This is a genomic window from Streptomyces albireticuli (assembly GCF_021228125.1).
In the GTDB taxonomy this organism is placed as follows: domain Bacteria; phylum Actinomycetota; class Actinomycetes; order Streptomycetales; family Streptomycetaceae; genus Streptomyces; species Streptomyces albireticuli.
In genome coordinates, this window is the sequence record NZ_JAJQQS010000004.1 from 472,519 (window position 1) to 492,050 (window position 19,532).

24 protein-coding genes are annotated in these 19,532 nt (G+C 73.3%); 14 read left to right on the forward strand and 10 right to left on the reverse strand.

Annotated features, from left to right (window positions below):
• The first annotated feature begins 70 nt into the window (after nt 1-70).
• On the forward strand, nt 71-1,090 hold the full coding sequence (locus tag LUZ64_RS10470) for a phosphatase PAP2 family protein (protein WP_211305154.1): 1,020 nt from the start codon (nt 71-73) through the stop codon (nt 1,088-1,090).
• Nucleotides 1,091-1,211: 121 nt separating this feature from the next.
• On the opposite strand, the gene LUZ64_RS10475 is transcribed toward LUZ64_RS10470, so the two are convergent.
• Nucleotides 1,212-1,427: an I78 family peptidase inhibitor gene (locus tag LUZ64_RS10475; protein ID WP_095584392.1), complete on the reverse strand. Its 216-nt coding sequence runs from the start codon at nt 1,425-1,427 to the stop codon at nt 1,212-1,214.
• Nucleotides 1,428-1,832: 405 nt separating this feature from the next.
• Here LUZ64_RS10475 and gvpO point away from each other — a divergent pair, with 405 nt between their 5' ends.
• From gvpO to ctaD, 9 genes are all read left to right on the forward strand, one after another.
• A complete protein-coding gene (gene gvpO, locus LUZ64_RS10480; RefSeq protein ID WP_095584393.1) occupies nt 1,833-2,153 on the forward strand; it encodes a gas vesicle protein GvpO in 321 nt (106 codons plus the stop codon).
• 64 nt (nt 2,154-2,217) lie between these two features.
• Nucleotides 2,218-2,634, forward strand: a complete 417-nt coding sequence (locus tag LUZ64_RS10485) for a gas vesicle structural protein GvpA (RefSeq protein ID WP_095584394.1) — start codon at nt 2,218-2,220, stop codon at nt 2,632-2,634.
• Nucleotides 2,631-3,377, forward strand: coding sequence for a GvpL/GvpF family gas vesicle protein (locus LUZ64_RS10490; protein ID WP_095584395.1), 747 nt, complete (start codon nt 2,631-2,633; stop codon nt 3,375-3,377). The genes LUZ64_RS10485 and LUZ64_RS10490 overlap by 4 nt, the downstream gene beginning before the upstream one ends.
• Entirely contained in the window at nt 3,374-3,574 is a 201-nt protein-coding gene (locus LUZ64_RS10495) for a gas vesicle protein GvpG (protein ID WP_095584396.1), read from the forward strand. Before LUZ64_RS10490 ends, LUZ64_RS10495 begins: the two co-directional genes overlap by 4 nt.
• A complete protein-coding gene (locus LUZ64_RS10500) occupies nt 3,559-3,960 on the forward strand; it encodes a gas vesicle protein (protein WP_095584397.1) in 402 nt (133 codons plus the stop codon). Before LUZ64_RS10495 ends, LUZ64_RS10500 begins: the two co-directional genes overlap by 16 nt.
• A gap of 2 nt (nt 3,961-3,962) precedes the next feature.
• Complete coding sequence (locus LUZ64_RS10505) at nt 3,963-4,772, forward strand: GvpL/GvpF family gas vesicle protein (RefSeq protein ID WP_095584398.1); 810 nt, start codon at nt 3,963-3,965, stop codon at nt 4,770-4,772.
• Nucleotides 4,773-4,777: 5 nt separating this feature from the next.
• Nucleotides 4,778-5,014 (forward strand): gas vesicle protein, encoded by a 237-nt coding sequence (locus LUZ64_RS10510; protein ID WP_095584412.1) that lies wholly within the window; start codon nt 4,778-4,780, stop codon nt 5,012-5,014.
• On the forward strand, nt 5,011-5,286 hold the full coding sequence (locus LUZ64_RS10515) for a gas vesicle protein K (RefSeq protein WP_095584399.1): 276 nt from the start codon (nt 5,011-5,013) through the stop codon (nt 5,284-5,286). Before LUZ64_RS10510 ends, LUZ64_RS10515 begins: the two co-directional genes overlap by 4 nt.
• Nucleotides 5,287-5,453: 167 nt before the next feature.
• Complete coding sequence (ctaD, locus tag LUZ64_RS10520; protein ID WP_095584400.1) at nt 5,454-7,136, forward strand: aa3-type cytochrome oxidase subunit I; 1,683 nt, start codon at nt 5,454-5,456, stop codon at nt 7,134-7,136.
• A gap of 19 nt (nt 7,137-7,155) precedes the next feature.
• On the opposite strand, the gene LUZ64_RS10525 is transcribed toward ctaD, so the two are convergent.
• Together LUZ64_RS10525 and LUZ64_RS10530 are read right to left on the reverse strand one after the other, a co-directional pair.
• Nucleotides 7,156-8,049, reverse strand: a complete 894-nt coding sequence (locus LUZ64_RS10525) for a hypothetical protein (protein ID WP_095584401.1) — start codon at nt 8,047-8,049, stop codon at nt 7,156-7,158.
• A gap of 77 nt (nt 8,050-8,126) precedes the next feature.
• Complete coding sequence (locus LUZ64_RS10530) at nt 8,127-9,377, reverse strand: glycosyltransferase family 4 protein (RefSeq protein ID WP_095584402.1); 1,251 nt, start codon at nt 9,375-9,377, stop codon at nt 8,127-8,129.
• A gap of 267 nt (nt 9,378-9,644) precedes the next feature.
• On the opposite strand from LUZ64_RS10530, the gene LUZ64_RS10535 reads away from it, so the two are divergent.
• Together LUZ64_RS10535 and LUZ64_RS10540 are read left to right on the forward strand one after the other, a co-directional pair.
• Nucleotides 9,645-10,454 carry a DUF8842 C-terminal domain-containing protein gene (locus LUZ64_RS10535; protein WP_211305155.1) on the forward strand — a complete coding sequence of 270 codons (810 nt, stop codon included), beginning with the start codon at nt 9,645-9,647 and terminating at the stop codon, nt 10,452-10,454.
• Nucleotides 10,455-10,597: 143 nt separating this feature from the next.
• Nucleotides 10,598-10,939, forward strand: coding sequence for a hypothetical protein (locus LUZ64_RS10540; protein WP_248288253.1), 342 nt, complete (start codon nt 10,598-10,600; stop codon nt 10,937-10,939).
• 112 nt (nt 10,940-11,051) lie between these two features.
• Here the strand turns inward: LUZ64_RS10540 and der are convergent, their stop codons facing one another.
• The 4 genes from der to LUZ64_RS10560 form a co-directional block, all read right to left on the reverse strand.
• Nucleotides 11,052-12,515 (reverse strand): ribosome biogenesis GTPase Der, encoded by a 1,464-nt coding sequence (gene der / locus LUZ64_RS10545; protein ID WP_095584404.1) that lies wholly within the window; start codon nt 12,513-12,515, stop codon nt 11,052-11,054.
• A 66-nt stretch (nt 12,516-12,581) separates the two neighbouring features.
• Nucleotides 12,582-13,169, reverse strand: coding sequence for a lysophospholipid acyltransferase family protein (locus LUZ64_RS10550; protein WP_232390421.1), 588 nt, complete (start codon nt 13,167-13,169; stop codon nt 12,582-12,584).
• 50 nt (nt 13,170-13,219) lie between these two features.
• The gene (gene cmk, locus LUZ64_RS10555) at nt 13,220-13,987 is read right to left on the reverse strand and encodes a (d)CMP kinase (RefSeq protein WP_232390414.1); all 768 of its coding nucleotides are present in this window, start codon (nt 13,985-13,987) and stop codon (nt 13,220-13,222) included.
• A gap of 165 nt (nt 13,988-14,152) precedes the next feature.
• A complete protein-coding gene (locus LUZ64_RS10560; RefSeq protein WP_095584407.1) occupies nt 14,153-15,238 on the reverse strand; it encodes a prephenate dehydrogenase in 1,086 nt (361 codons plus the stop codon).
• 264 nt (nt 15,239-15,502) lie between these two features.
• Here LUZ64_RS10560 and LUZ64_RS10565 point away from each other — a divergent pair, with 264 nt between their 5' ends.
• Complete coding sequence (locus LUZ64_RS10565) at nt 15,503-15,865, forward strand: DUF952 domain-containing protein (protein ID WP_095584414.1); 363 nt, start codon at nt 15,503-15,505, stop codon at nt 15,863-15,865.
• Between the two features lie 79 nt (nt 15,866-15,944).
• Nucleotides 15,945-16,649 (forward strand): nucleotidyltransferase domain-containing protein, encoded by a 705-nt coding sequence (locus LUZ64_RS10570; protein ID WP_095584408.1) that lies wholly within the window; start codon nt 15,945-15,947, stop codon nt 16,647-16,649.
• A 198-nt stretch (nt 16,650-16,847) separates the two neighbouring features.
• On the opposite strand, the gene LUZ64_RS10575 is transcribed toward LUZ64_RS10570, so the two are convergent.
• The 3 genes from LUZ64_RS10575 to scpB are packed head-to-tail and all read right to left on the reverse strand — an operon-like array spanning nt 16,848 to nt 19,497.
• On the reverse strand, nt 16,848-17,636 hold the full coding sequence (locus LUZ64_RS10575; protein WP_095584409.1) for a nucleotidyltransferase domain-containing protein: 789 nt from the start codon (nt 17,634-17,636) through the stop codon (nt 16,848-16,850).
• A 50-nt stretch (nt 17,637-17,686) separates the two neighbouring features.
• Nucleotides 17,687-18,931: a pseudouridine synthase gene (locus tag LUZ64_RS10580; RefSeq protein WP_095584410.1), complete on the reverse strand. Its 1,245-nt coding sequence runs from the start codon at nt 18,929-18,931 to the stop codon at nt 17,687-17,689.
• On the reverse strand, nt 18,931-19,497 hold the full coding sequence (scpB, locus tag LUZ64_RS10585; protein WP_232390422.1) for an SMC-Scp complex subunit ScpB: 567 nt from the start codon (nt 19,495-19,497) through the stop codon (nt 18,931-18,933). Before scpB ends, LUZ64_RS10580 begins: the two co-directional genes overlap by 1 nt.
• Nucleotides 19,498-19,532: the final 35 nt, after the last annotated feature.

Below are 19,532 nucleotides of genomic sequence, written 5' to 3' on the forward strand. Positions count from 1 at the left end.
ACATCACATCGTCATCACAAACAGGCCCGATCGGCCGAAGCCTCCTGTCACGCAATGTAACGTCGATTGAGTGCGTACCAAAGACGAGCTCGTCCCACCGGAGGAGCGCCCGACCGAGCCCGTGCGGCCGCGGATGACCCGTACCCGCCTCGGGATCTTCGTGGCGACCTCCGTGGTCTATCTGGCGATCGTGGTCGGCGTGCTCACCACGTCCTGGCCGGTGCGGTTCGACTGGCAGGTCATGCTCTTCCGGCCGTACAAGCAGTGGCCGGAGATCCACACCTTCCTCGACTACTTCGTGGTCCTCGGCCAGCGCGGCCCCACCGCCGTCGCCGTGGCCGCGTGGCTGGGCTGGTGCACCTACAAGCAGAAGACGCTGCGCCCGCTGCTGGTGCTGGGCACGTCGCTGCTGCTGCTCAACGCCACCGTCGGCGCCGCCAAGATCGGCATGGGCCGGCTCGGTCCGCACTACGCCACCTCCGTCGGCTCCAACGAGATGTTCGCGGGCGGCGACATATTCCCCTCCGGTCACACCGCCAACGCGGTGGTGACCTGGGGCGTCCTCGCCTATCTGGCCACCACGCCGAGAACCCGCCGGGTGGCCTCGGTGATCGCCGCGCTGCTGGCCCTGGGCGTCGGCATGACCACGGTCTACCTGGGCACGCACTGGATGAGCGATGTGACCCTCGGCTGGAGCGCCGGACTGCTGGTCCTGCTCGCCCTGCCGTGGTTCGAGGCACCGATGGCCGTCGCCGAGACGTGGCTGCTGGCCGGCTGGCACCGCCTCCGGGAGCGCTCCACGCTGGTGCCCGCCGCGGTCGCCCCGCTCGCCGCCATCGGCGCGCCGCGCGGCCCGGCCGACGACCAGCGGCCCGCCGCCCGCGAGCCCGTGGGCGTCGGCGGCCGTTCGGCGAGCGGCCCGAGGGTGCCCGAGGGGCGGCCGCACCTGCCGGCCCGGCCGCACACGGCGCGCTCCGAGCGCACCCCGGTCACCCCGACCGGCAGCCGCCGGCCGCCGCACTCCGACCGCACGCCGCGCAGCTCGCCGCTCGGCCCCGCCACGGGCCGCGGCCGGACCGTCGGCGGCTGAGGCCGGCCAGGGACCTCACGGCCCGCGCGGGTGGTACGCACTCCCCCGCGCGGGCGCACGGCGGCCCCGGGACCCCTTCGAGGAGGGGTTCCGGGGCCGCCGCTCCCGTTCTTACGGCCGGTCACCCCTTCCAGCAGCGCCGCACGGTGCCGTTCTCGACCTCGAAGTTCAGCCGGCCCACCTGGTACTCCATGGTGACGACCGTGCCGGGGGCGAGGGCGCGCACGGTCGCCCAGCCGCGCTCGCGCGCCCGCCGGGACGCCTCGGCGGCGTCGAGGCCGGTGTATCCCTCGGGGGCGTCGTCGGGTTCGGCGGGGATGTTCGGTAGAGGTGCCATGGGACTCACCGTAGGCCGCCTCCCGCGTCGGTGGAAGCGCCGACAGGCCCATGGTTCCGTCCGCTTCCGGTCCGCCACTGGTCACGCTTCTGTCACAGAAAACCCGTGCCGGTTTACCGCCGGTCGGCTCACCCGTACGGGCCTTCCGCTATCCCGTGCGCAAGCCGCGTGAATCATCACCGCCGAAAATTCCGGGCTTCGGGAAATCGGCTTCCATAAAGTCCCGTGGCGTCCCAGGAATTTCTTCGCGTCCCGGAAGCCTCGGAAAGACCGCCTGCCCTTACGGGCCACGCTTCCCCTTCCCTCGCGGCGGAGGAATTCGGAATGCAGTATTCCGATATCTGCCACCCGGATCCACGGGGTTTGACGGGCCGTCGCCGAGGTACCCGGGGCACCGAGGATCCCATGACAGACACATCAGATACATCGGGAACATCGGGAAAAAGCCATAAAAACGACAGTGGTGGGCGGGAGCCGACGCCCGTGGAACTTCTGCGCGCGGCCCGCGAACAGCTCACCGAGCTGACCGGCATGTGCCCCGAGGGCGTCTCCCGCTTCGAGCGGACCGACGCCGGCTGGGTGCTGGAGGCCGAGGTCACGGAGGTCACCAGGGTGCCCGAGACCATGAGCATCGTGGCGCTCTACGAGGTGACCCTCGACCCGGACGGCCTGCTCACCGGCTACCGCCGCGTGCGCCGCTACGAGCGCGGGAGGGCCGGGCGCTGAGGCGCGCCCCCTGCCCGGAGCGGACCACCGCCACGACCGTCCCCACGAGAGGAACAGGTCCGACATGAGCGTTGTCCCGGAGCGGCAGTCCGGGGGTGCGGGCGGCACCAGCGGCCTGTACGACGTCCTGGAGCTCGTCCTCGACCGCGGCCTGGTGATCGACGCGTTCGTCCGCGTCTCCTTGGTCGGGATCGAGATCCTGAAGATCGACATACGGGTCGTGGTGGCCAGCGTGGACACCTATCTGCGCTTCGCCGAGGCGTGCAATCGCCTGGACCTGGAGGCCGGCCCGCACCGCAGCCCCGGCCTGCCCGACCTCGTCGGCGAGGTCACCGAGAGCGGCGCCCGGGGCAAGGCCAAGGGCGCGCTGTCCGGTGCCGCGCAGACCGTCACCGACGCCCTGGGCCAGGCCCGCGAGAAGGGTGAGAGCCGTGTCCGGCGCGCCACCGGCTCCCGCAAGGACAAGGAGGAGAGCGAGTGACCACCTACGTCTACGGCATCGCCCGCGACGAGCGGGCGGACCCGGCCGGCCCGCCGGAACCGCACGAGCTGCCCGAGGGGCTCACCGGGGTCGGCGACCCGCCCCGCCCGGTGCGCGTCGTCGGCGGTGGCGGGCTGGCCGCCGTGGTCAGCGACTGCCCCGAGCGGCTGCGGCCCAAGCGCCGCGACCTGCTGGCGCACCAGCGGGTGCTGGCCGAGGTGGGCCGGTGGGCCACCGTGCTGCCCATGCGGTTCGGCAGCGTCTCCGACAGCGACGAGAAGGTGCGCGCGGTGCTCGCGGAGCACGCCGAGCGCTACCGGGAACAGCTGGACCGGCTCACCGGCCGCGTCGAGTACAACGTCAAGGCCGTGCACCGGGAAGAGGTGGTGCTGCACCTCGTCCTCGCCGGGAACGCCGAGCTGCGCGCACTGGCGGCGGCCAACCGGGCCACCGGCGGCGGCTCGTACGAGGAGCGGCTGCGCTTCGGCGAGCTGGTGGCGCACGGGGTGCGCGAGCGCGAGGTGCGGGACGCGGCGCTGGTGGAGGACAGCCTGCGGCCGCTGGCCGAGGAGTGCCGGCCCGGCCCGGAGAGCGCCGGCTGGTTCGTCAACCTCTCCTTCCTGCTCACCCGGCCCGCCGCCGAGCGGCTGCTCACCACGGCCGCCGGGCTGGAGAAGTCCCACCCGCAGCTGGACCTCAAGGTGCACGGCCCGCTGCCCCCGTACAGCTTCGTCACCCCGTGACCTTCGTCGGGTGGGTGCTGCGTCAGGTGCTGGCCGAGGCGGAGCGCCTGTACCACGACCCGGCGGTCGTCCAGGGGGAGCTCCGGCGGCTGGAGGAGCGGCTGGCGGCCGGGCTGATCGACGAGGAGGAGTTCGACAGGTGCGAGGACGCGCTGCTCGACCGCCTGGAGGAGGTACGGCGATGGACGACGCCCTGACGGGCCCGGCGGGGCGGCTGCCCGCGCCGCCGCCACCGCCCGGCGCCTCGGCCAACCTCGCCGACATCCTGGAGCGGGTGCTCGACAAGGGCGTGGTCATCGCGGGCGACATCCGGATCAATCTGCTCGACATCGAACTCCTCACGGTCAAGCTGCGGTTGGTCGTCGTCTCCGTCGACAAGGCGAAGGAGATGGGCATCGACTGGTGGGAGCACGACCCCGCGCTCTCCCCCGGCACCCGCCGGCGGGACCTGGGCGCCGAGAACGAGCGGCTCAAGGCCCGTATCGCCGCACTGGAGTCACAGGAGACTCAGGGCTCGCAGGAGACGCGGGGCTCACAGGAGACGCGGCAGATCCGGGCGGCGCAGGAGACTCAGGAGGAGTGACGATGACCGACCGCGACACGGCCGCCGGGAGCGGCCCCGATGACGCGCTGCTGTACGCGTACGCCGTCGCCCGGGACGCCGACCTGCCCGAGGGTGAGCTGCCCGGGGTCGCGGGCGCGGCCCGCGAACCCGTGCGCGCCGTACGGCAGCAGGGGCTGGTGGTGCTGGTGGGAAGCGTCCCGGCGGCCGAGTTCGACCAGGCGCCGCTGCGGGAGCGGCTGGAGGACCTCGGCTGGCTGGAACGGGTCGCGCGCGGCCATCAGCGGGTGGTCGACGCGGCCGCGGCGCGCGCGTGTGTGCTGCCGCTGCGGCTGGCGACCGTCTACCGCGACGAGCGCGGGCTGCGGCGGATGCTGGCGGCGGGGCGGTCCGAGCTCGACGCGACCCTCGACCGGCTGGACGGCCGCGCCGAGTGGGCCGTCAAGGTCTGGACCGGCCCCGGCCGGCCAGCGGCGGACGGGCCCCGCCCCCGGGGCTCCGGGGGCTCGGGCCGGGACTACCTCGCCCGGCGGGGCGCCGAGCGGCGGGCCCGCGAGGCGGACCGGCTGCGCGCGGAGGAGGCGGTCGCGCACGTCCACGCCGCGCTGCTCACCCTGGCCGAGGAGGCCAGGCTGCACCCGCCGCGGGACGCCCGGCTCTCCGGACGGCCCGGCCGCAACCTCCTCAACGCCGCCTATCTGGTGCGGCGCGAGCGCACCCGGGCGTTCCGGTCCGCCGCCGGGGCGTTCGCGGACCGCCGGGACGGGCTGCGGGTGGAGCTCTCCGGGCCCTGGGCGCCGTACTCCTTCGTCGCGCCCCGGGAGACCCCGTGACATCCGTGCCCGTGACGGGCCCGCCCGCCGGGCGGGGCGAGCTGTCCCTGCTGGACGTCCTCGACCGGCTGCTGGCGGGCGGTGTCGTGATCGCCGGTGACCTCACGCTGCGGATCGCCGACGTCGATCTCGTACGGATCGACCTGCACGCCCTCCTCGGCTCGGTGGGCGGCACCGTGCCCGCGCCGTGGGAGCCGTGCGAGCCGTGCGACGGCCCCGGGCGGGACGGAGGGGCGCCGTGACGCGCCGGGTGGAGCTGGACCGGGACACCGTCGAGCGGGACCTGATGCGGCTGGTGCTCACCCTCGTGGAGCTGCTACGGCAGCTGATGGAGCGCCAGGCGCTGCGTCGCGTGGACCAGGGCGATCTGACAGAGGATCAGGAGGAGCGGATCGGGCTGACGCTGATGCTGCTGGCCGACAGGATGGCGGAGCTGCGCGAGCGTTACGGACTGGAGCCGGCGGACCTCAACGTGGACCTCGGGCCGCTGGGCCCCCTGCTGCCCCGCGAGTGACGGGCCGCCGGCCGCCCGTTCCCGGGGCGGCGCCGGGCGGGATCCGGGCGCGGTCCCCTCCGGGACACGCCCGGGACACACCGGAGGCGCCCTCGCGCGCCGACCCCGTGGCGAGCATCATGGCGTGAGCCCGAAAGCCCGTCGAAGATGACATCGAGGGAGCGCAGATGGGGACGGACACCGCGCAGGCGGCCACTCCGGCGCGGGAGCGGCGGCCCGGCCGGATCCTGGTGGACTGGCTGACGACCACGGACCACAAGAAGATCGGCCATCTCTATCTGATCACCTCGTTCGCGTTCTTCCTGGTGGCCGGGCTGCTGGCGATGGTGATGCGTGCCGAGCTGGCCCGGCCGGGGCTCCAGCTGCTGACCAACGAGCGGTTCAACGAGGCGTTCACGGCACACGGCACGATCATGCTGCTGCTCTTCGCGACCCCGGCGTTCGCGGGCTTCGCCAATGCGATCATGCCGTTGCAGATCGGTTCGCCGGACGTGGCGTTCCCCCGGCTGAACATGTTCTCGTACTGGCTGTATCTCTTCGGCGGTCTGATCGTGGTGAGCGGTCTGCTGCTGCCGCAGGGCGGCGCCACCTTCGGCTGGACCGGCTACGCCCCGCTGAACAGCATGGTCCGCTCGCCGGGGATCGGCACCGATCTATGGATCATGGGGCTGGCGCTGTCCGGGTTCGGCACGATCCTCGGCGCGGTGAACTTCCTGACCACGATCATCGGGATGCGCGCGCCGGGTATGACGATGTTCCGGATGCCGGTCTTCACCTGGAACGTGCTGTTCACCTCGATCCTCATCCTGATGGCGTTCCCGGTCCTGGCGGCGGCGCTGCTCTGCCTGGAGGCGGACCGGCGGTTCGGCTCCCAGGTCTTCGCCTCGGAGAACGGCGGGGCGCTGCTGTGGCAGCACCTGTTCTGGTTCTTCGGCCATCCGGAGGTCTACATCATCGCGCTGCCGTTCTTCGGCATCGTCACGGAGATCATCCCGGTGTTCTCCCGGAAGCCGATCTTCGGCTATGTGATGCTCATCGGCGCGACGATGGCGATCACGGCCCTGTCGGTGGTGGTCTGGGCCCACCACATGTTCGCCACGGGCGCGGTGCTGCTGCCGTTCTTCTCCTTCATGTCCTTCCTGATCGCGGTGCCGACCGGGGTGAAGTTCTTCAACTGGATCGGCACGATGTGGAAGGGCTCGCTGTCCTTCGAGGGGCCGATGCTGTGGGCGGTCGGCTTCCTGGTGAGCTTCCTGTTCGGCGGGCTGACCGGGGTGATCCTGGCCTCGCCGCCGCTGGACTTCCAGGTCACGGACAGCTATTTCGTGGTGGCGCACTTCCACTACGTGGTGTTCGGCACGGTGGTGTTCGCGATGTTCGCGGGCTTCTACTTCTGGTGGCCGAAGTTCACCGGCAAGATGCTGGACGAGCGGCTGGCGAAGGTCCACTTCTGGACCCTGTTCGTCGGCTTCCACGCCACCTTCCTCGTCCAGCACTGGCTGGGCGTGGCGGGCATGCCCCGGCGGTACGCGGACTATCTGGCGGCCGACGGGTTCACGGCGCTGAACACGGTGTCCTCGATGGGGGCGTTCCTGCTGGGCCTGTCGACGCTGCCGTTCCTCTACAACGTCTGGAAGACCGCGAAGTACGGGAAGCCGGTCGGGGTCGACGACCCCTGGGGCTTCGGCCGTTCGCTGGAGTGGGCGACGTCGTGCCCCCCGCCCCGGCACAACTTCGTGACGCTGCCCCGGATCCGCTCCGAGTCCCCGGCCTTCGACCTGCACCACCCGGAGGTCGCGAAGGAGGCGGAGCCCCCGGTCACGGAGCGGCCCGAACCGGCCGCCCCCTGACCGGTGGGGCGTGCCGCGGTCAGCGCGCGGCGGGCGGGCGCTCGTCGACGCGGACCGAGAGGTCGTTGTCCGCCGTGTAGTACGGACCGGCTTGCGCGGGCGCGTAGGCGGCGTCGACGTCCTTCGCCGGGTAGGTGAAGATCTGCTTCTTGTCGGCGATGTCGTCGAGGATGCGGGCGACGCGGGCCGAGGCGGTGCCGTCGGCGGTGCGCAGCCACAGGTCCCAGACGTCCAGGCCGCCGTGCCACTCCTCGGCCAGCTCCGCGTAGCGCAGGGTGAAGGTGAAGTCCTGGCCGTCGGTGCCGTCGGCCGCGCCGGACTCGGCGGCGGTGACCGGGGCGGTGCGGACGACCTCGGGGTCACGGCGCAGCCGGGCCTCGACCACGGCGCCGGAGAGCCAGCCGGCGGGGTCCTGGACGCGGTAGAGACGGCCGTGCCCGGTGAGGCCGGTGGCGCTGAGGAGGAGATCGCCGGCCTCGGCGTGCGGGCCGCGGAGCCAGCTGCGGAGCGAGAGGTTGCCGTGCTTGGTCGCGTAGGGGATCCGCACGGCCAGCGGGGAGGTGCTGGGGCCGGGTCTGCGGTCGACCAGCGAGCGGAGGTCGGCGAGGCCGGGCACCAGCCGCCGGGGCTCGGCGTCGGCGGAGGCGGCGTAGACGTCCCAGCGGCCCTCGGGGAGGGCGACGGTGCTGGGCAGCACGGCGCGCAGCCGGCCGTCCCCGTCGGGCGCGAGCGGCAGCCGCACCTCCTCGGCCTCCTCCTCGCTCCCCCGGCGGCGCAGGACGAGCGCAGCGGACCAGTCACCCGTGGTGTCGGGGAGGCCGGGGGCGTCGAGGTCGAAGGTGAGCCCGCCCGCGGAATCCGCGATGCAGTCGGCGCTGGGGTCCCCCGCGCCGAAGAGGGGAGGGGCAGACACGGTGGTGGGCTCCTCGGGATGGGAAGGATCTGACGGGGTGTGCTCGGGGGGATTCCCGGCGGGACCGGCGGCGGGGCTCATGCGGCGCGTGCCTTCCGCAGGGCGGACCGGCTCCGGTCCGTGGTCCGGAAGGCGCTGCTGAGCAGGGCGCCCCGGGTGCGGTGCAGCGAGCCGCGCAGGCCGCCGCGGGAGGTCAGGTCGGTGAAGAGCGACTCGTAGCGCCCGGCGACGTGGGCCGGGTCGAAGCGCGCGGAGCTCTCCAGGGCCGCCTTGCCCATGCGCCGCCGCAGGTCGTCGTCGTTGATCAGCTTGAGCAGGCCGGCGGCGACGGCGTCGACCTTGCCGGTGGGCACCAGCAGCCCGTCGACACCGTTGTCGATGATCTCGCCGGGGCCGTGCGGGCAGTCGGTGGAGACCACGGGGAGGCCGCAGCGCATCGCCTCGACGATGGTCATGCCGAAGGACTCCAGGCTGGAGGTGACGGCGCCGATGGAGCCCTTGACCCACTCGGGGTCCAGGGGGTTGGCGGGGCCCATGAGGAAGACGTGGTTGTACAGCCCGCGCTTGTCGATCTGGGCGCGCAGCTTGGCGCGCTCGGCGCCGGCGCCGTAGATCCGCAGCCGCCAGTCGGGGCGCTCGGCGACGACCTTCTCGAAGGCGCGGATCAGCAGGTCGTAGCGCTTGGCGGGGGCGAGCCGGCCGGCGGCGATCACCCACTTGCCGGTGGAGTCCGCGGGCGCGAGGGCGGGCGCCGGGATGCTGTTGGGCACGGCCTCCACCCGCACGCCGGGCAGCCGCATCAGCTTGCGGTAGGTCGCGGCGTCCGCCTCGGTGACGGTGGTGACGGCGTCCAGGCGGGGATAGTGCGTGCGCAGCGTCAGCTTCAGCTGCGGGGAGTGCGTGGCCAGCGTGAGGTGCTCCTGGCCGACGCGGGCGACGCCCCGGCGGGCCTGCTGGGCGATGTGCACGTTGAGGCCGGGCCGGGTGCCGACCACGACGTCGCTCTCCAGGCTCCGCAGGTGCTCGGCGATCCGCCGGTCGGTCAGGGCGCTGTACTGCTTGTACCGCCCCTCGGTGCGCGGGAAGACCGTGGCCGGGCGCTCGTACTCCGGGTCGTCGCCCTCGTAGCCGGGGGTGCCCTTGCGCAGGTCCACGAGGTGGCGCAGGCGCACCTTCGCGGCCGGTGCGAAGACCGGCTCCTCGCGGTGCCGGAAGACGGAGACGATCTCCACGTCGTGGTGCTCCGCCAGGGTCCCGGCGAGGTTGTACGTGGTGCGGATCGTCCCGCCGATGCCGTACGCGTTGTGAATCAGGAATGAGATGTGCATTCGTCCCCAGCCGTCCGCCGCGGACATTCCATGCAGCCCGCCTACCGAGAGATTAGACCGTTGCGGGGGCCAGGAGGTTGGCCGTGATCACCAACTCGTTGCCCGGCGGGCGGGGAACCGGTGGCGGACCGGGGAACTTTCCGCGCCCACCGGCTGTTCCCGGCCGCTCCCGCCGCCGGGGCGTGACCCCGGCCGTGGATCACCCGTTGTCTTCCATACGAGCCGGGAGACGCCCGGCGCCACACGCACCGAGTTCTAGGAGCCACCGTGCCGCGCATGCTCGACGTCAGCGACGACGTCCGCGCCGAGATCGGCGACGAAGAGGCCGAGCGACTGCTCGGCGGCGAGAACGCCCCGGGCAGTTACGACTGCACCTCCTGCCGCACCCCCGGGAACACCGAGCGGGAGCGCACCAGCACCGTGCTCTTCGTCGGCGAGGAGACGGCCGTGCTGGCCTTCGCCCACGCCGCCTGCATCCCCTCCCAGGTCGTCCCGGTCTCGGAGGAGCAGCTCCAGGGTGCCGTCCGGTCCATCACCGGTGAGCAGGGCGGCGCGCCCGCCGCCGCGGCGGCCCCGCAGGCGCCGCCCGCCGCGGACGGCCCCGTCCAGGCGGAGCTGGGGGTGACCAGCGGGCTGGTCCTGATCAAGGACGAGCTGATCCCGGCGCTCGTCGTGGAGCCGCTCGGCCCGATCGCCCGCCCGGGCACCACCGGTCCGGTCGACGTCTTCCTGCCGCTCCTGATCGAGCAGGGCTTCGCGCCGGTGGCCTCCGTCGAGGAGGTGCCGGAGCCCAACCCGGGCTGGTCGGTGCTGGTGGCCATGGGGAAGCTGCACGCGATCCTCCAGCCGGCCGTGCCCGGCGCCAAGGCCAGCGCGTGGTGGCAGGCGCACCAGGCGATGCAGGTCGCCGACGACTGGCGGGCGGCCGTGAACAAGACGAAGCGGGTGCTGGTGCTCGCGGCGCCGGTCGGCACCATCGGGCAGCAGCCGCGCGAGGACCTGCTGCGGGAGGCCCTCGACCGCGCCGCGTCCCGGGGTCAGCTGGTCGCCGCCACCATGCCGCTCGCGGGCACGTGACCGGCGCCGGGCAGCCGTTCCCCTACGTGCCGGCGGGCCATTCGCGCCCGTGGCCGCATCCCACGGGGCACGGGCTCGTTGGCTCATATGTGCACTCATACGAGCCTGCCTCCCGGATCCCGTACCCGAATCACATTCCCGGTATGCGCCCATCCCGCGATGCCGCCCCGCAGAGCCACCCCACCTCGGTCACCCCGATCTACGATGCGCTCTACGCCGAGTACCGCCGCTCGTTCCGGGCCCTCCCCTTCGACCGCTCGGGCGAGGAGGATCTGAGGTTCGTGGGCTTCGGCACCCAGCTCGTCGGCGGCTGGTCCCCGTACGGCGGGCAGGGCTATGCCGGGCAGCTCGGCGGCCAGCAGGGTTATCCGGGTCCGCCCGGCCACCCGGGCGGCTGGGACATGTACTACGGGCGGCAGCGCGGCGGGCACATGCCCGCCGCGCTGCCGCCCGCTCCGCGCGACGGCCGTATGCGCGGCTTCTGAACCGCTCTTTCCGGCCCCGGACAGCTCGGGCCGGACGAACCCGGGCCCGGCCGTCGGGGCCCGGGCCCCGTTGTCCCCGGGCCGGGCCCTCGCCTTCCGGCCGGCCGCCGGATTACTTCTTGCGCCCGCGCTTCTCGCGCACCCGCACCGAGATGTGGATGGGCGTGCCCTCGAAGCCGAACTCCTCGCGCAGGCGGCGCTCGACGAAGCGCCGGTAGCCCGCCTCCAGGAAGCCCGAGGCGAACAGCACGAACCGCGGCGGCTTGGTGCCCGCCTGGGTGCCGAAGAGGATGCGCGGCTGCTTGCCGCCGCGGATCGGGTGCGGGTGGGAGGCGACGATCTCACCGAGGAAGGCGTTCAGCCGGCCGGTGGGCACCCGGGTCTCCCAGCCCGCCAGGGCCGTCTCGATCGCCGGGACCAGCTTCTCCATGTGGCGGCCGGTGCGCGCGGAGACGTTGACGCGGGGCGCCCACGCGATCTGACCGAGCTCGGTCTCGATCTCGCGCTCCAGGTAGTAGCGGCGCTCCTCGTCGAGCGTGTCCCACTTGTTCATCGCCAGGACGATGGCGCGGCCGGCGTCGACGGCCATGGTGATGATCCGCTGGTCCTGGACGCTGATCGACTCGCTGGAGTCGATCAGGATGACCGCGACCTCGGCCTTCTCCACGGCGGCGGCGGTGCGCAGCGAGGCGTAGTAGTCCGCGCCCTCCTGGAGGTGGACCCGGCGGCGGATGCCCGCGGTGTCGATGAACTTCCAGGTCACGCCGCCGAGCTCGATCAGCTCGTCGACCGGGTCGCGGGTGGTGCCGGCCAGCTCGTTGACGACGACGCGCTCCTCGTTCGCCACCTTGTTGAGCAGCGAGGACTTGCCGACGTTCGGGCGGCCGATCAGGGCGATGCGGCGGGGGCCGCCGGCGCCGGCGGCGCCGAAGGTCTGGGCGGGGGCGTCGGGCAGCGCCTCGAGCACGGCGTCGAGCATGTCACCGGTGCCACGGCCGTGCAGGGCCGAGATGGGGTGCGGCTCGCCGAGGCCCAGCGACCACAGGGCGGCGGCGTCGGCCTCGCCGGACTGGCCGTCGACCTTGTTGGCGCAGAGCACGACGGGCTTGCCGGACCGGCGCAGCAGCTTGACGACGGCCTCGTCGGTGTCGGTGGCGCCGACGGTGGCGTCCACGACGAAGACGACCGCGTCGGACGCCTCGATGGCGTACTCGGCCTGGGCGGCGACGGAGGCGTCGAGGCCGAGGACGTCCTGCTCCCAGCCGCCGGTGTCGACGACCTTGAAGCGGCGGCCGGCCCACTCGGCCTCGTAGGTGACGCGGTCACGGGTGACGCCCGGCTTGTCCTGGACGACCGCCTCGCGGCGGCCGATGATGCGGTTCACCAGGGTCGACTTGCCGACGTTGGGGCGGCCGACGACGGCGAGGCGGGGCAGCGGGCCGTGCCCGGCCTCGTCGAGCGCGCCGGCGATCTCCTCGGCGTCGAAGCCCTCCTGCGCCGCGAGCTCCATGAACTCCGCGTACTCGGCGTCGCCAAGCTCACCGTGCTCGTCGCCGGAGTGGATCTGGTCGTTCATGAAGTCCGTTCCTCGTTCTTCGTCATCGGCGGGCCGCTCCTACGCGGCCCACTACTCAAGTCTCTGTCAGCGGCCGGTCAGCCGCTTGGCGTCCGTCAGGTGCGCGGCGAGCCGGCCCTGGATCCGCACGGTCGCCTCGTCCAGCGCCGTGCGCGTCCGCCGCCCGCTGCCGTCGCCGGCCGCGAACGCGTCCCCGAAGACCACGTCGACCCTGCTGCGCAGCGGGGGCAGGGCGGATATCGCCCGGCCCCGCCGCTCGGCGCTGCCGAGCACGGCCACCGGCACGATCGGCGCACCCGACCGTACGGCGAAATAGGCGAGCCCCGCGCGCAGCGAGGCGAAGTCGCCCTCGCCCCGGGTGCCCTCGGGGAAGATCCCCAGGACGCCGCCGTCGGCCAGGACGTCCAGCGCGCCGGTGATCGCGGTGCGGTCGGCGCCCGTGCGGTCCACCTTCAGCTGGCCGATCCCGCGCAGGAACGGGTCCAGCGGACCGACGAACGCCTCCTTCTTGATCAGGAAGTGCACCGGCCGGGGCGCGGTGCCCATCAGCATCGGGCCGTCCAGATTGTGGGAGTGGTTGACCGCGAGGATGACGGGCCCGGCGGCGGGCACCCGCCAGGAGCCCAGCACGCGCGGCTTCCACAGCCCGTACATCAGGCCGATGCCGATCCGCCGCCCCACGGCGGCGCCGGACGCGGAGGCGCTCACGCCGACCGCTTCTCCGCGTCCTTGGCCGCACTCCGCCGCTCTTCGATCAAGGTCACGACACACTCGATGACCTGGTCGAGGGTGAGCTCGGTGGTGTCGACCTCGACCGCGTCGCCGGCCTTGGCCAGCGGGGAGGTCTTGCGGCCGGAGTCGGCGGCGTCGCGGCGGACCAGCGCGGCCTGGGTGGCGGCCAGGTCGGTGGCCTCCTTGCCCTTCAGCTCACCGCTGCGGCGGGCCGCGCGGGCCTCGGCCGAAGCGGTCAGGAAGATCTTGAGGTCGGCGTCCGGCAGGACGGTGGTGCCGATGTCACGGCCCTCGACCACGATGCCGTCCGGGGCCTCGGCGGCGATGGCGCGCTGGAGCTCGGTCAGCCGGGTCCGCACCTCCGGCACGGCGCTGACGGCGCTGACCGCGGAGGTGACCTCCTGGGTGCGGATGGGCGCGGCGGCGTCGGCGCCGTCGACCGTGATGGTCGGCGCGGCCGGGTCCGTGCCCGAGACGATCTCCGGCTTGCCGGCGGCGTCGGCCACGGCCTCGGCGTCGTTCACGTCGATGCCGTTGCTCAGCATCCACCAGGTGATCGCCCGGTACTGGGCGCCGGTGTCCAGGTAGCGCAGGCCGAGCTTGACGGCGACGGCCTTGGACGTGCTGGACTTGCCGGTGCCGGAAGGTCCGTCGATGCCGACGATGACCGCTGCCGGAGCGGTCCGGGCGGCGGTTGTGGCATTGGCGGCGTTGGCGGCGTTGCCCACGGTGTCTGACACCTTCCTAGTGCACGTGGCGGGGGAGATTCCGGCGATCCGGGCTCGGTGGGGCCCGCTGGGGCCTTCGGACAAGGTTACTGGCTCGCCACCCGTCCTCTCGCCGGGGACGGGAGAGGACGGCCGCCGTGGGGCCCCACGGGCCCCGGCGGCGACCGCCGGCCGGGCTCACTGCCGGAGCGACCAGCCCCGCTCCTGGAGGGTCTCGATCAGGGCCGGCACCGCCGAGGGCTCGACCATCAGCTGGATGTGACCGGCCTGCTGGCCGGCGGCGTGCTCGATGCGCACGTCCTCGATGTTGACCCCGGCCCGGCCCGCGTCCGCGAAGATCCGGGCGAGCTCGCCCGGCTGGTCGCCGATCAGGACCGTGACCGTCTCGTACACGGTGGGCGCGGAGCCGTGCTTGCCTGGCACCCGGACGCGGCCCGCGTTGCCGCGGCGCAGCACGTCCTCGATGCCGGCGGCGCCGTCCTCGCGCCGGTCCGCGTCGCCGGAGTCCAGGGCGCGCAGGGCGCGTACGGTCCCCTCCAGGTCGGCGGCGACGGCGGCGAGGACGTCGGCGACCGGTCCGGGGTTGGCGGAGAGGATGTCTATCCACATCCGGGGGTCGGAGGCGGCGATCCGGGTGACGTCGCGGATGCCCTGGCCGCACAGCCGTACGGCCGTCTCGTCGGCGTCCCGGAGGCGGGCCGCGACCATGCTGGAGACCAGCTGCGGGGTGTGCGAGACGAGGGCGACGGCCCGGTCGTGGGCGTCCGCGTCCATGACGACGGGGACGGCGCGGCACAGGGCGACGAGCTCGAGGGCCAGGTTGAGGACCTCGGTGTCGGTGTCGCGGGTGGGGGTGAGCACCCAGGGGCGGCCCTCGAAGAGGTCGGCGGTGGCCGCCAGCGGGCCGGAGCGCTCCCGGCCGGCCATCGGGTGCGTGCCCAGGTAGGTGGTGAGGTCGACGCCGAGGGCCTCCAGCTCGCGGCGCGGGCCGCCCTTGACGCTGGCCACGTCGAGGTAGCCGCGGGCGGCGCCGCCGCGTATGGCCTCGGCGAGGGTGGCCGCGACGTGCGCGGGCGGCACGGCGACTATGGCGAGGTCCACCGGGCCCTCCGGGGCCCGGTCGGTGCCGGCGCCGAGGGCCGCGGCCGTCTCCGCCTGGGCCGGGTCGTGGTCCACGAGGTGGACGTGGACGCCACGGCCGGCGAGGGCGAGGGCGGCCGAGGTGCCGATCAGTCCGGTACCGATGACGAGGGCGGTTCTCACGGGCGAAGTCCTTGCGGGAGGCGGCCGGGGGACACGGGGTGCGGTGCCACGGGCGCTCGGTGCGGCCGCGGACCGGACCGGCGTGGCGTGCCCGACCAGCCTAGTCAGCGCGGCGGGCGGATGTGCGGGGCGGCCCGATCGGCGTACGCCCGGGCGTCCGGCCCGGGTCCCGGACCGGGCCGCCCCGGTCGCCCCGGTCGGCTCGGTGCGGCTCGGGAGTCGCCCTCCACGACGGGCGGGCCCGCGTCCGGTACAACCATGTACATGATCTACCACGTGGTGCCCCTGGACGACTGGCTGGCCGTGCCCGACCGCCCGTACTCCCCCGCCTCCCTCTCCGACGAGGGCTTCGTGCACTGCTCCCCGGACGAGGAGACCACGCTCGCGGTCGTCACGGCCTTCTACCGCGCGACGCCCGGCCCGCTGATGGTGCTGCTGATCGACGAGCACAAGCTGGACGTCATGGTCCGCTGGGAGGCGGCCGATCCGGCACCGCCGCCCGGCGTCCCGGAGGGGACGCTCTTCCCGCACGTCTTCGGGCGGATCAACCGGGACGCGGTCGACGGGATGATGGAGGTCCAGCGGGACGAGGAGGGTCGCGCGACGGGCCTGGCCGTCTGGTCCTGAGGCTTTCGGGGCCCTCGCGGCCACCGGGCGGCGGGAAACCCGGGTGACGTGGCCGTCCGGGGGCGGTCACAATCGCCCCATGCGCCCCGGAACACCACTCTCCCCCGATCACGCCCTGGTGACCGGACACTCGGTCTACACCTGTGTGATGGGGTCGCGCGCCTTCGGCCTGGCCACGGAGGCGAGCGACACCGACCGCCGGGGCGTCTACGTGGCGCCCACCCCGCTGTTCTGGGGTTTCACCAAGCCGCCCACGCATGTGGAGGGGCCGGGCGAGGAGCGGTTCTCCTGGGAGCTGGAGCGCTTCTGCGAGCTGGCCCTGCGGGGCAACCCCAACATCCTGGAGTGCTTGCACTCCCCGCTCGTCGAGCACGCCGACGCCACCGGCCTGGAGCTGCTCGGACTGCGCGACGCGTTCCTCTCGCAGCGGGTCCGGCAGTCCTTCGCCGGTTACGCCGTGTCGCAGCGCAAGAAGCTCGACGCGGAGATCCGCGGGCGCGGCGCGCCGCGCTGGAAGCACGCGATGCACCTGCTGCGGCTGCTGACCAGCTGCCGCGATCTGCTGCGCACCGGCCGGCTCGTCATCGAGGTGGGCGAGGAGCGGGAGCGCCTGCTGGCGGTCCGGCGCGGCGAGCTGACCTGGGCGGAGGTGGAGTCGTGGCTCGGGCGGCTGTGGGAGGAGAACGAGACGGCGGGGGCGGGGTCCCCGCTGCCGGTGGAGCCGGACGTGGCGCGGGTGGAGGACTTTCTGGTGCGGGTGCGGCGGGGGTCGGCGGGGGCTTGATCCCCTACCCGCCCCTTCCCGTGACCGGGGGCTTCGCCCCCGGCCCCCTTTCCGCGCTGCCGCGCGGTGGCCTCAAACGCCGGCCGGGCTGGATTCCGCCTCTGTCCGAGCTCGGCTTTCCGCCCGTGCCGGGCGACAAACCAACCCGTCCGGCGCTTGAGGACCGGGGTCCGGGGCGTCGGCGCCGTGCGGGCCGGCCTAGGCCCCGAGCCGGGCCCGCACCACCAGGTCGTGCAGGGCGTCGTGCGTCTCGCGCGAAGGGCTCTCCGGCAGGAGCGACCCGTCCTGGGCCGCCTCCAGCTCCGCGTGCAGCGCCTCGACGTCCGCCTGGGCCCGCACCACGTCGACCAGGCCCCCCAGCGGCCCCTGCTCGGCCTCCGCCTTCGCCGCGATCAGCTCACGGACGTAGCCGGGGGCGGTCACATGGCCGAGCAGCGTGGGGAGGTGGGCCTCGACCTCGCCGCTGCGCATCAGATGGATGCCGGTGAGCAGCACCCGCAGGGTGTAGAGCAGCGGCTTCAGCCCGTGCCGCTTCTCGAAGAGCCGCCACTGTGTGACCGCGAAGCCGCGGTAGTGGTGGGCGTGGTTGCGGGTGAGGACGCCCGGGGCCAGCGCGATCAGCTCGGCGTGCGCGTCCGTGCTGCGGACCACCAGCGGCGAGAGGAGCTGCTCCAGGACATAGCCGTTGCGGCGCAGCATCATCCGGACGAACTTCCGCAGGTCATGGGTGACGAGATCCATCTCGACACCGTCCCGCGGCCCGGTCACGGTCCGGGTCTCCTCGCCCTCACGGAGCCCGATCAGGTCTTCCAGCGGCAGCAGATGGACCCCCCGCAGGTCCACGTCCGAGTCGCGTGACGGGAAGCCGTACAGATGGGCTCCGGAAACGGTCGCGAAGACGAGCGGGTGCCCCTGCTCCGCGAGCACGGGCGACAGGTCCGCGTCCGGCAGTCCGGCGTCCCGCAGCCGGTCCGCTCCTATCTCCATATTTTTCATGGATCAAGCATTCCAGCTGCGGGATCGCCGGTCCCGGGGTTTTAGAGATCCACCTCGCGCATCAGCATGCCGACCTCGGTGTTGGTCAGACGGCGCAGCCAGCCGGACTTCTGGTCACCGAGCGGGATCGGGCCGAAGCCGGTGCGGACCAGCTTCTCGACCGGGAAGCCGGCCTCGGCGAGCATCCGGCGCACGATGTGCTTCCGGCCCTCGTGGAGGGTCACCTCGACCAGGTAGTTCTTGCCGGTCTGCTGGATGACCCGGAAGTTGTCGGCGCGGGCCCAGCCGTCCTCCAGCTGGATGCCGCTCTTGAGCTGCTTGCCGATGTCGCGCGGCAGCGGGCCCGTGATGGCCGCCAGGTAGGTCTTCTGGACGCCGTACTTGGGGTGCGTGAGGCGGTGGGCCAGCTCACCGTGGTTGGTGAGCAGGATGATGCCCTCGGTCTCCGTGTCGAGACGGCCGACGTGGAAGAGCCGGGTCTCGCGGTTGGTGACGTAGTCGCCGAGGCACTGGCGGCCGTCGGGGTCCTCCATGGTGGAGACGACGCCGGCCGGCTTGTTGAGCGCGAAGAAGAGGTAGGACTGGGTGGCGACCGTGAGGCCGTCGACCTTGATCTCGTCCTTCTCCGGGTCCACGCGCAGGCCCTGCTCGGTGACGATCTCGCCGTTGACCTCGACGCGGGACATCTCGATCAGCTCTTCGCAGGCGCGCCGCGAGCCCATGCCCGCCCGGGCCAGCACCTTCTGGAGGCGCTCGCCCTCCTGCTCGGCGCCGGGGAAGGTCTTGGGCGTCTTGATCTGCGGCTTGTTGTGCCGCTCCCGGTTGCGCTCCTCGATCTTGGCGTCGAGCTCGCGCGGACGGCCCGGGAGCGTACGGCCACGGGCGGGGCCGCTGGCCCGGCCGCCGGAGCCCGCCGTGGGGCTCTTGCGCGGGCCGCCCTTGGCGCCACCACGGGCCGCCGCGCCACGGGCGCCGCGGTTCTCCGGGGCGTCGTTGCCCACGTCGTAGCGGCGCTCCTCGGGGCGCGGCCGGCGCGGACGCTGCTCCTGCTGCCTGTCGTCGCGACGGGCGCCGTCACGGCCGCCGTCGAAACGACCGCCGCCGGAGCGGCCGCCCTCGGACCGGCCACCGCCGGAGCGGCCACCGGAACGGCCGCCCTCGGGGCGCCCGCCGCCGGACCGGCCGCCGCCCGCGCGTCCGCCCCCGGAGGCCGGACGGGGAGCTCCCGCTCGCCCGCCCCGGTCGTCCCGGTTGCCGCTTCCGCTGTTCCTGCCGCTGCTTCGCATCAAAGTTCCGTCTTGTCGTCCGCTTCGGTGTCCGGTGCGTCCGGATCGAACGACGGCACACCTTCCTGAGTGTCGCCTTCGATCGCGTCCGCCTCGGGGAGAAAGGGCGCGAGCTCCGGGAGCTCGTCCAGGCCCCGCAGGCCCATTCGCTCCAGAAAGTAGTTCGTCGTCCTGTACAGGATCGCACCTGTTTCGGGTTCCGTCCCCGTCTCCTCCACCAGACCCCGCTGGAGGAGGGTGCGCATGACGCCGTCGCAGTTCACCCCGCGGACCGCGGAGACCCTCGAACGGCTGACCGGCTGACGGTACGCGACGACGGCCAGAGTCTCCAGCGCGGCCTGGGTCAGCCGGGCCTGCCGGCCGTCGAGGACGAACGCCTCCACGGCGTCGGCGTACTCCGGGCGGGTGGAGAACCGCCAGCCGCCGGCGATCTCGCGCAGCTCGAACCCGCGCCCCTGGGCGGTGTACTCCGCGGCCAGGCCGCGGAGCGCCTCGGTGATCTCGCGCCGGGGCCGCTGGAGGACCCGGGCGAGGTACTCCTCGGCCACGGGCTCGTCCACGACCATCAGGACGGCCTCCAGGGCGGGTGCCAGGGCGAGCC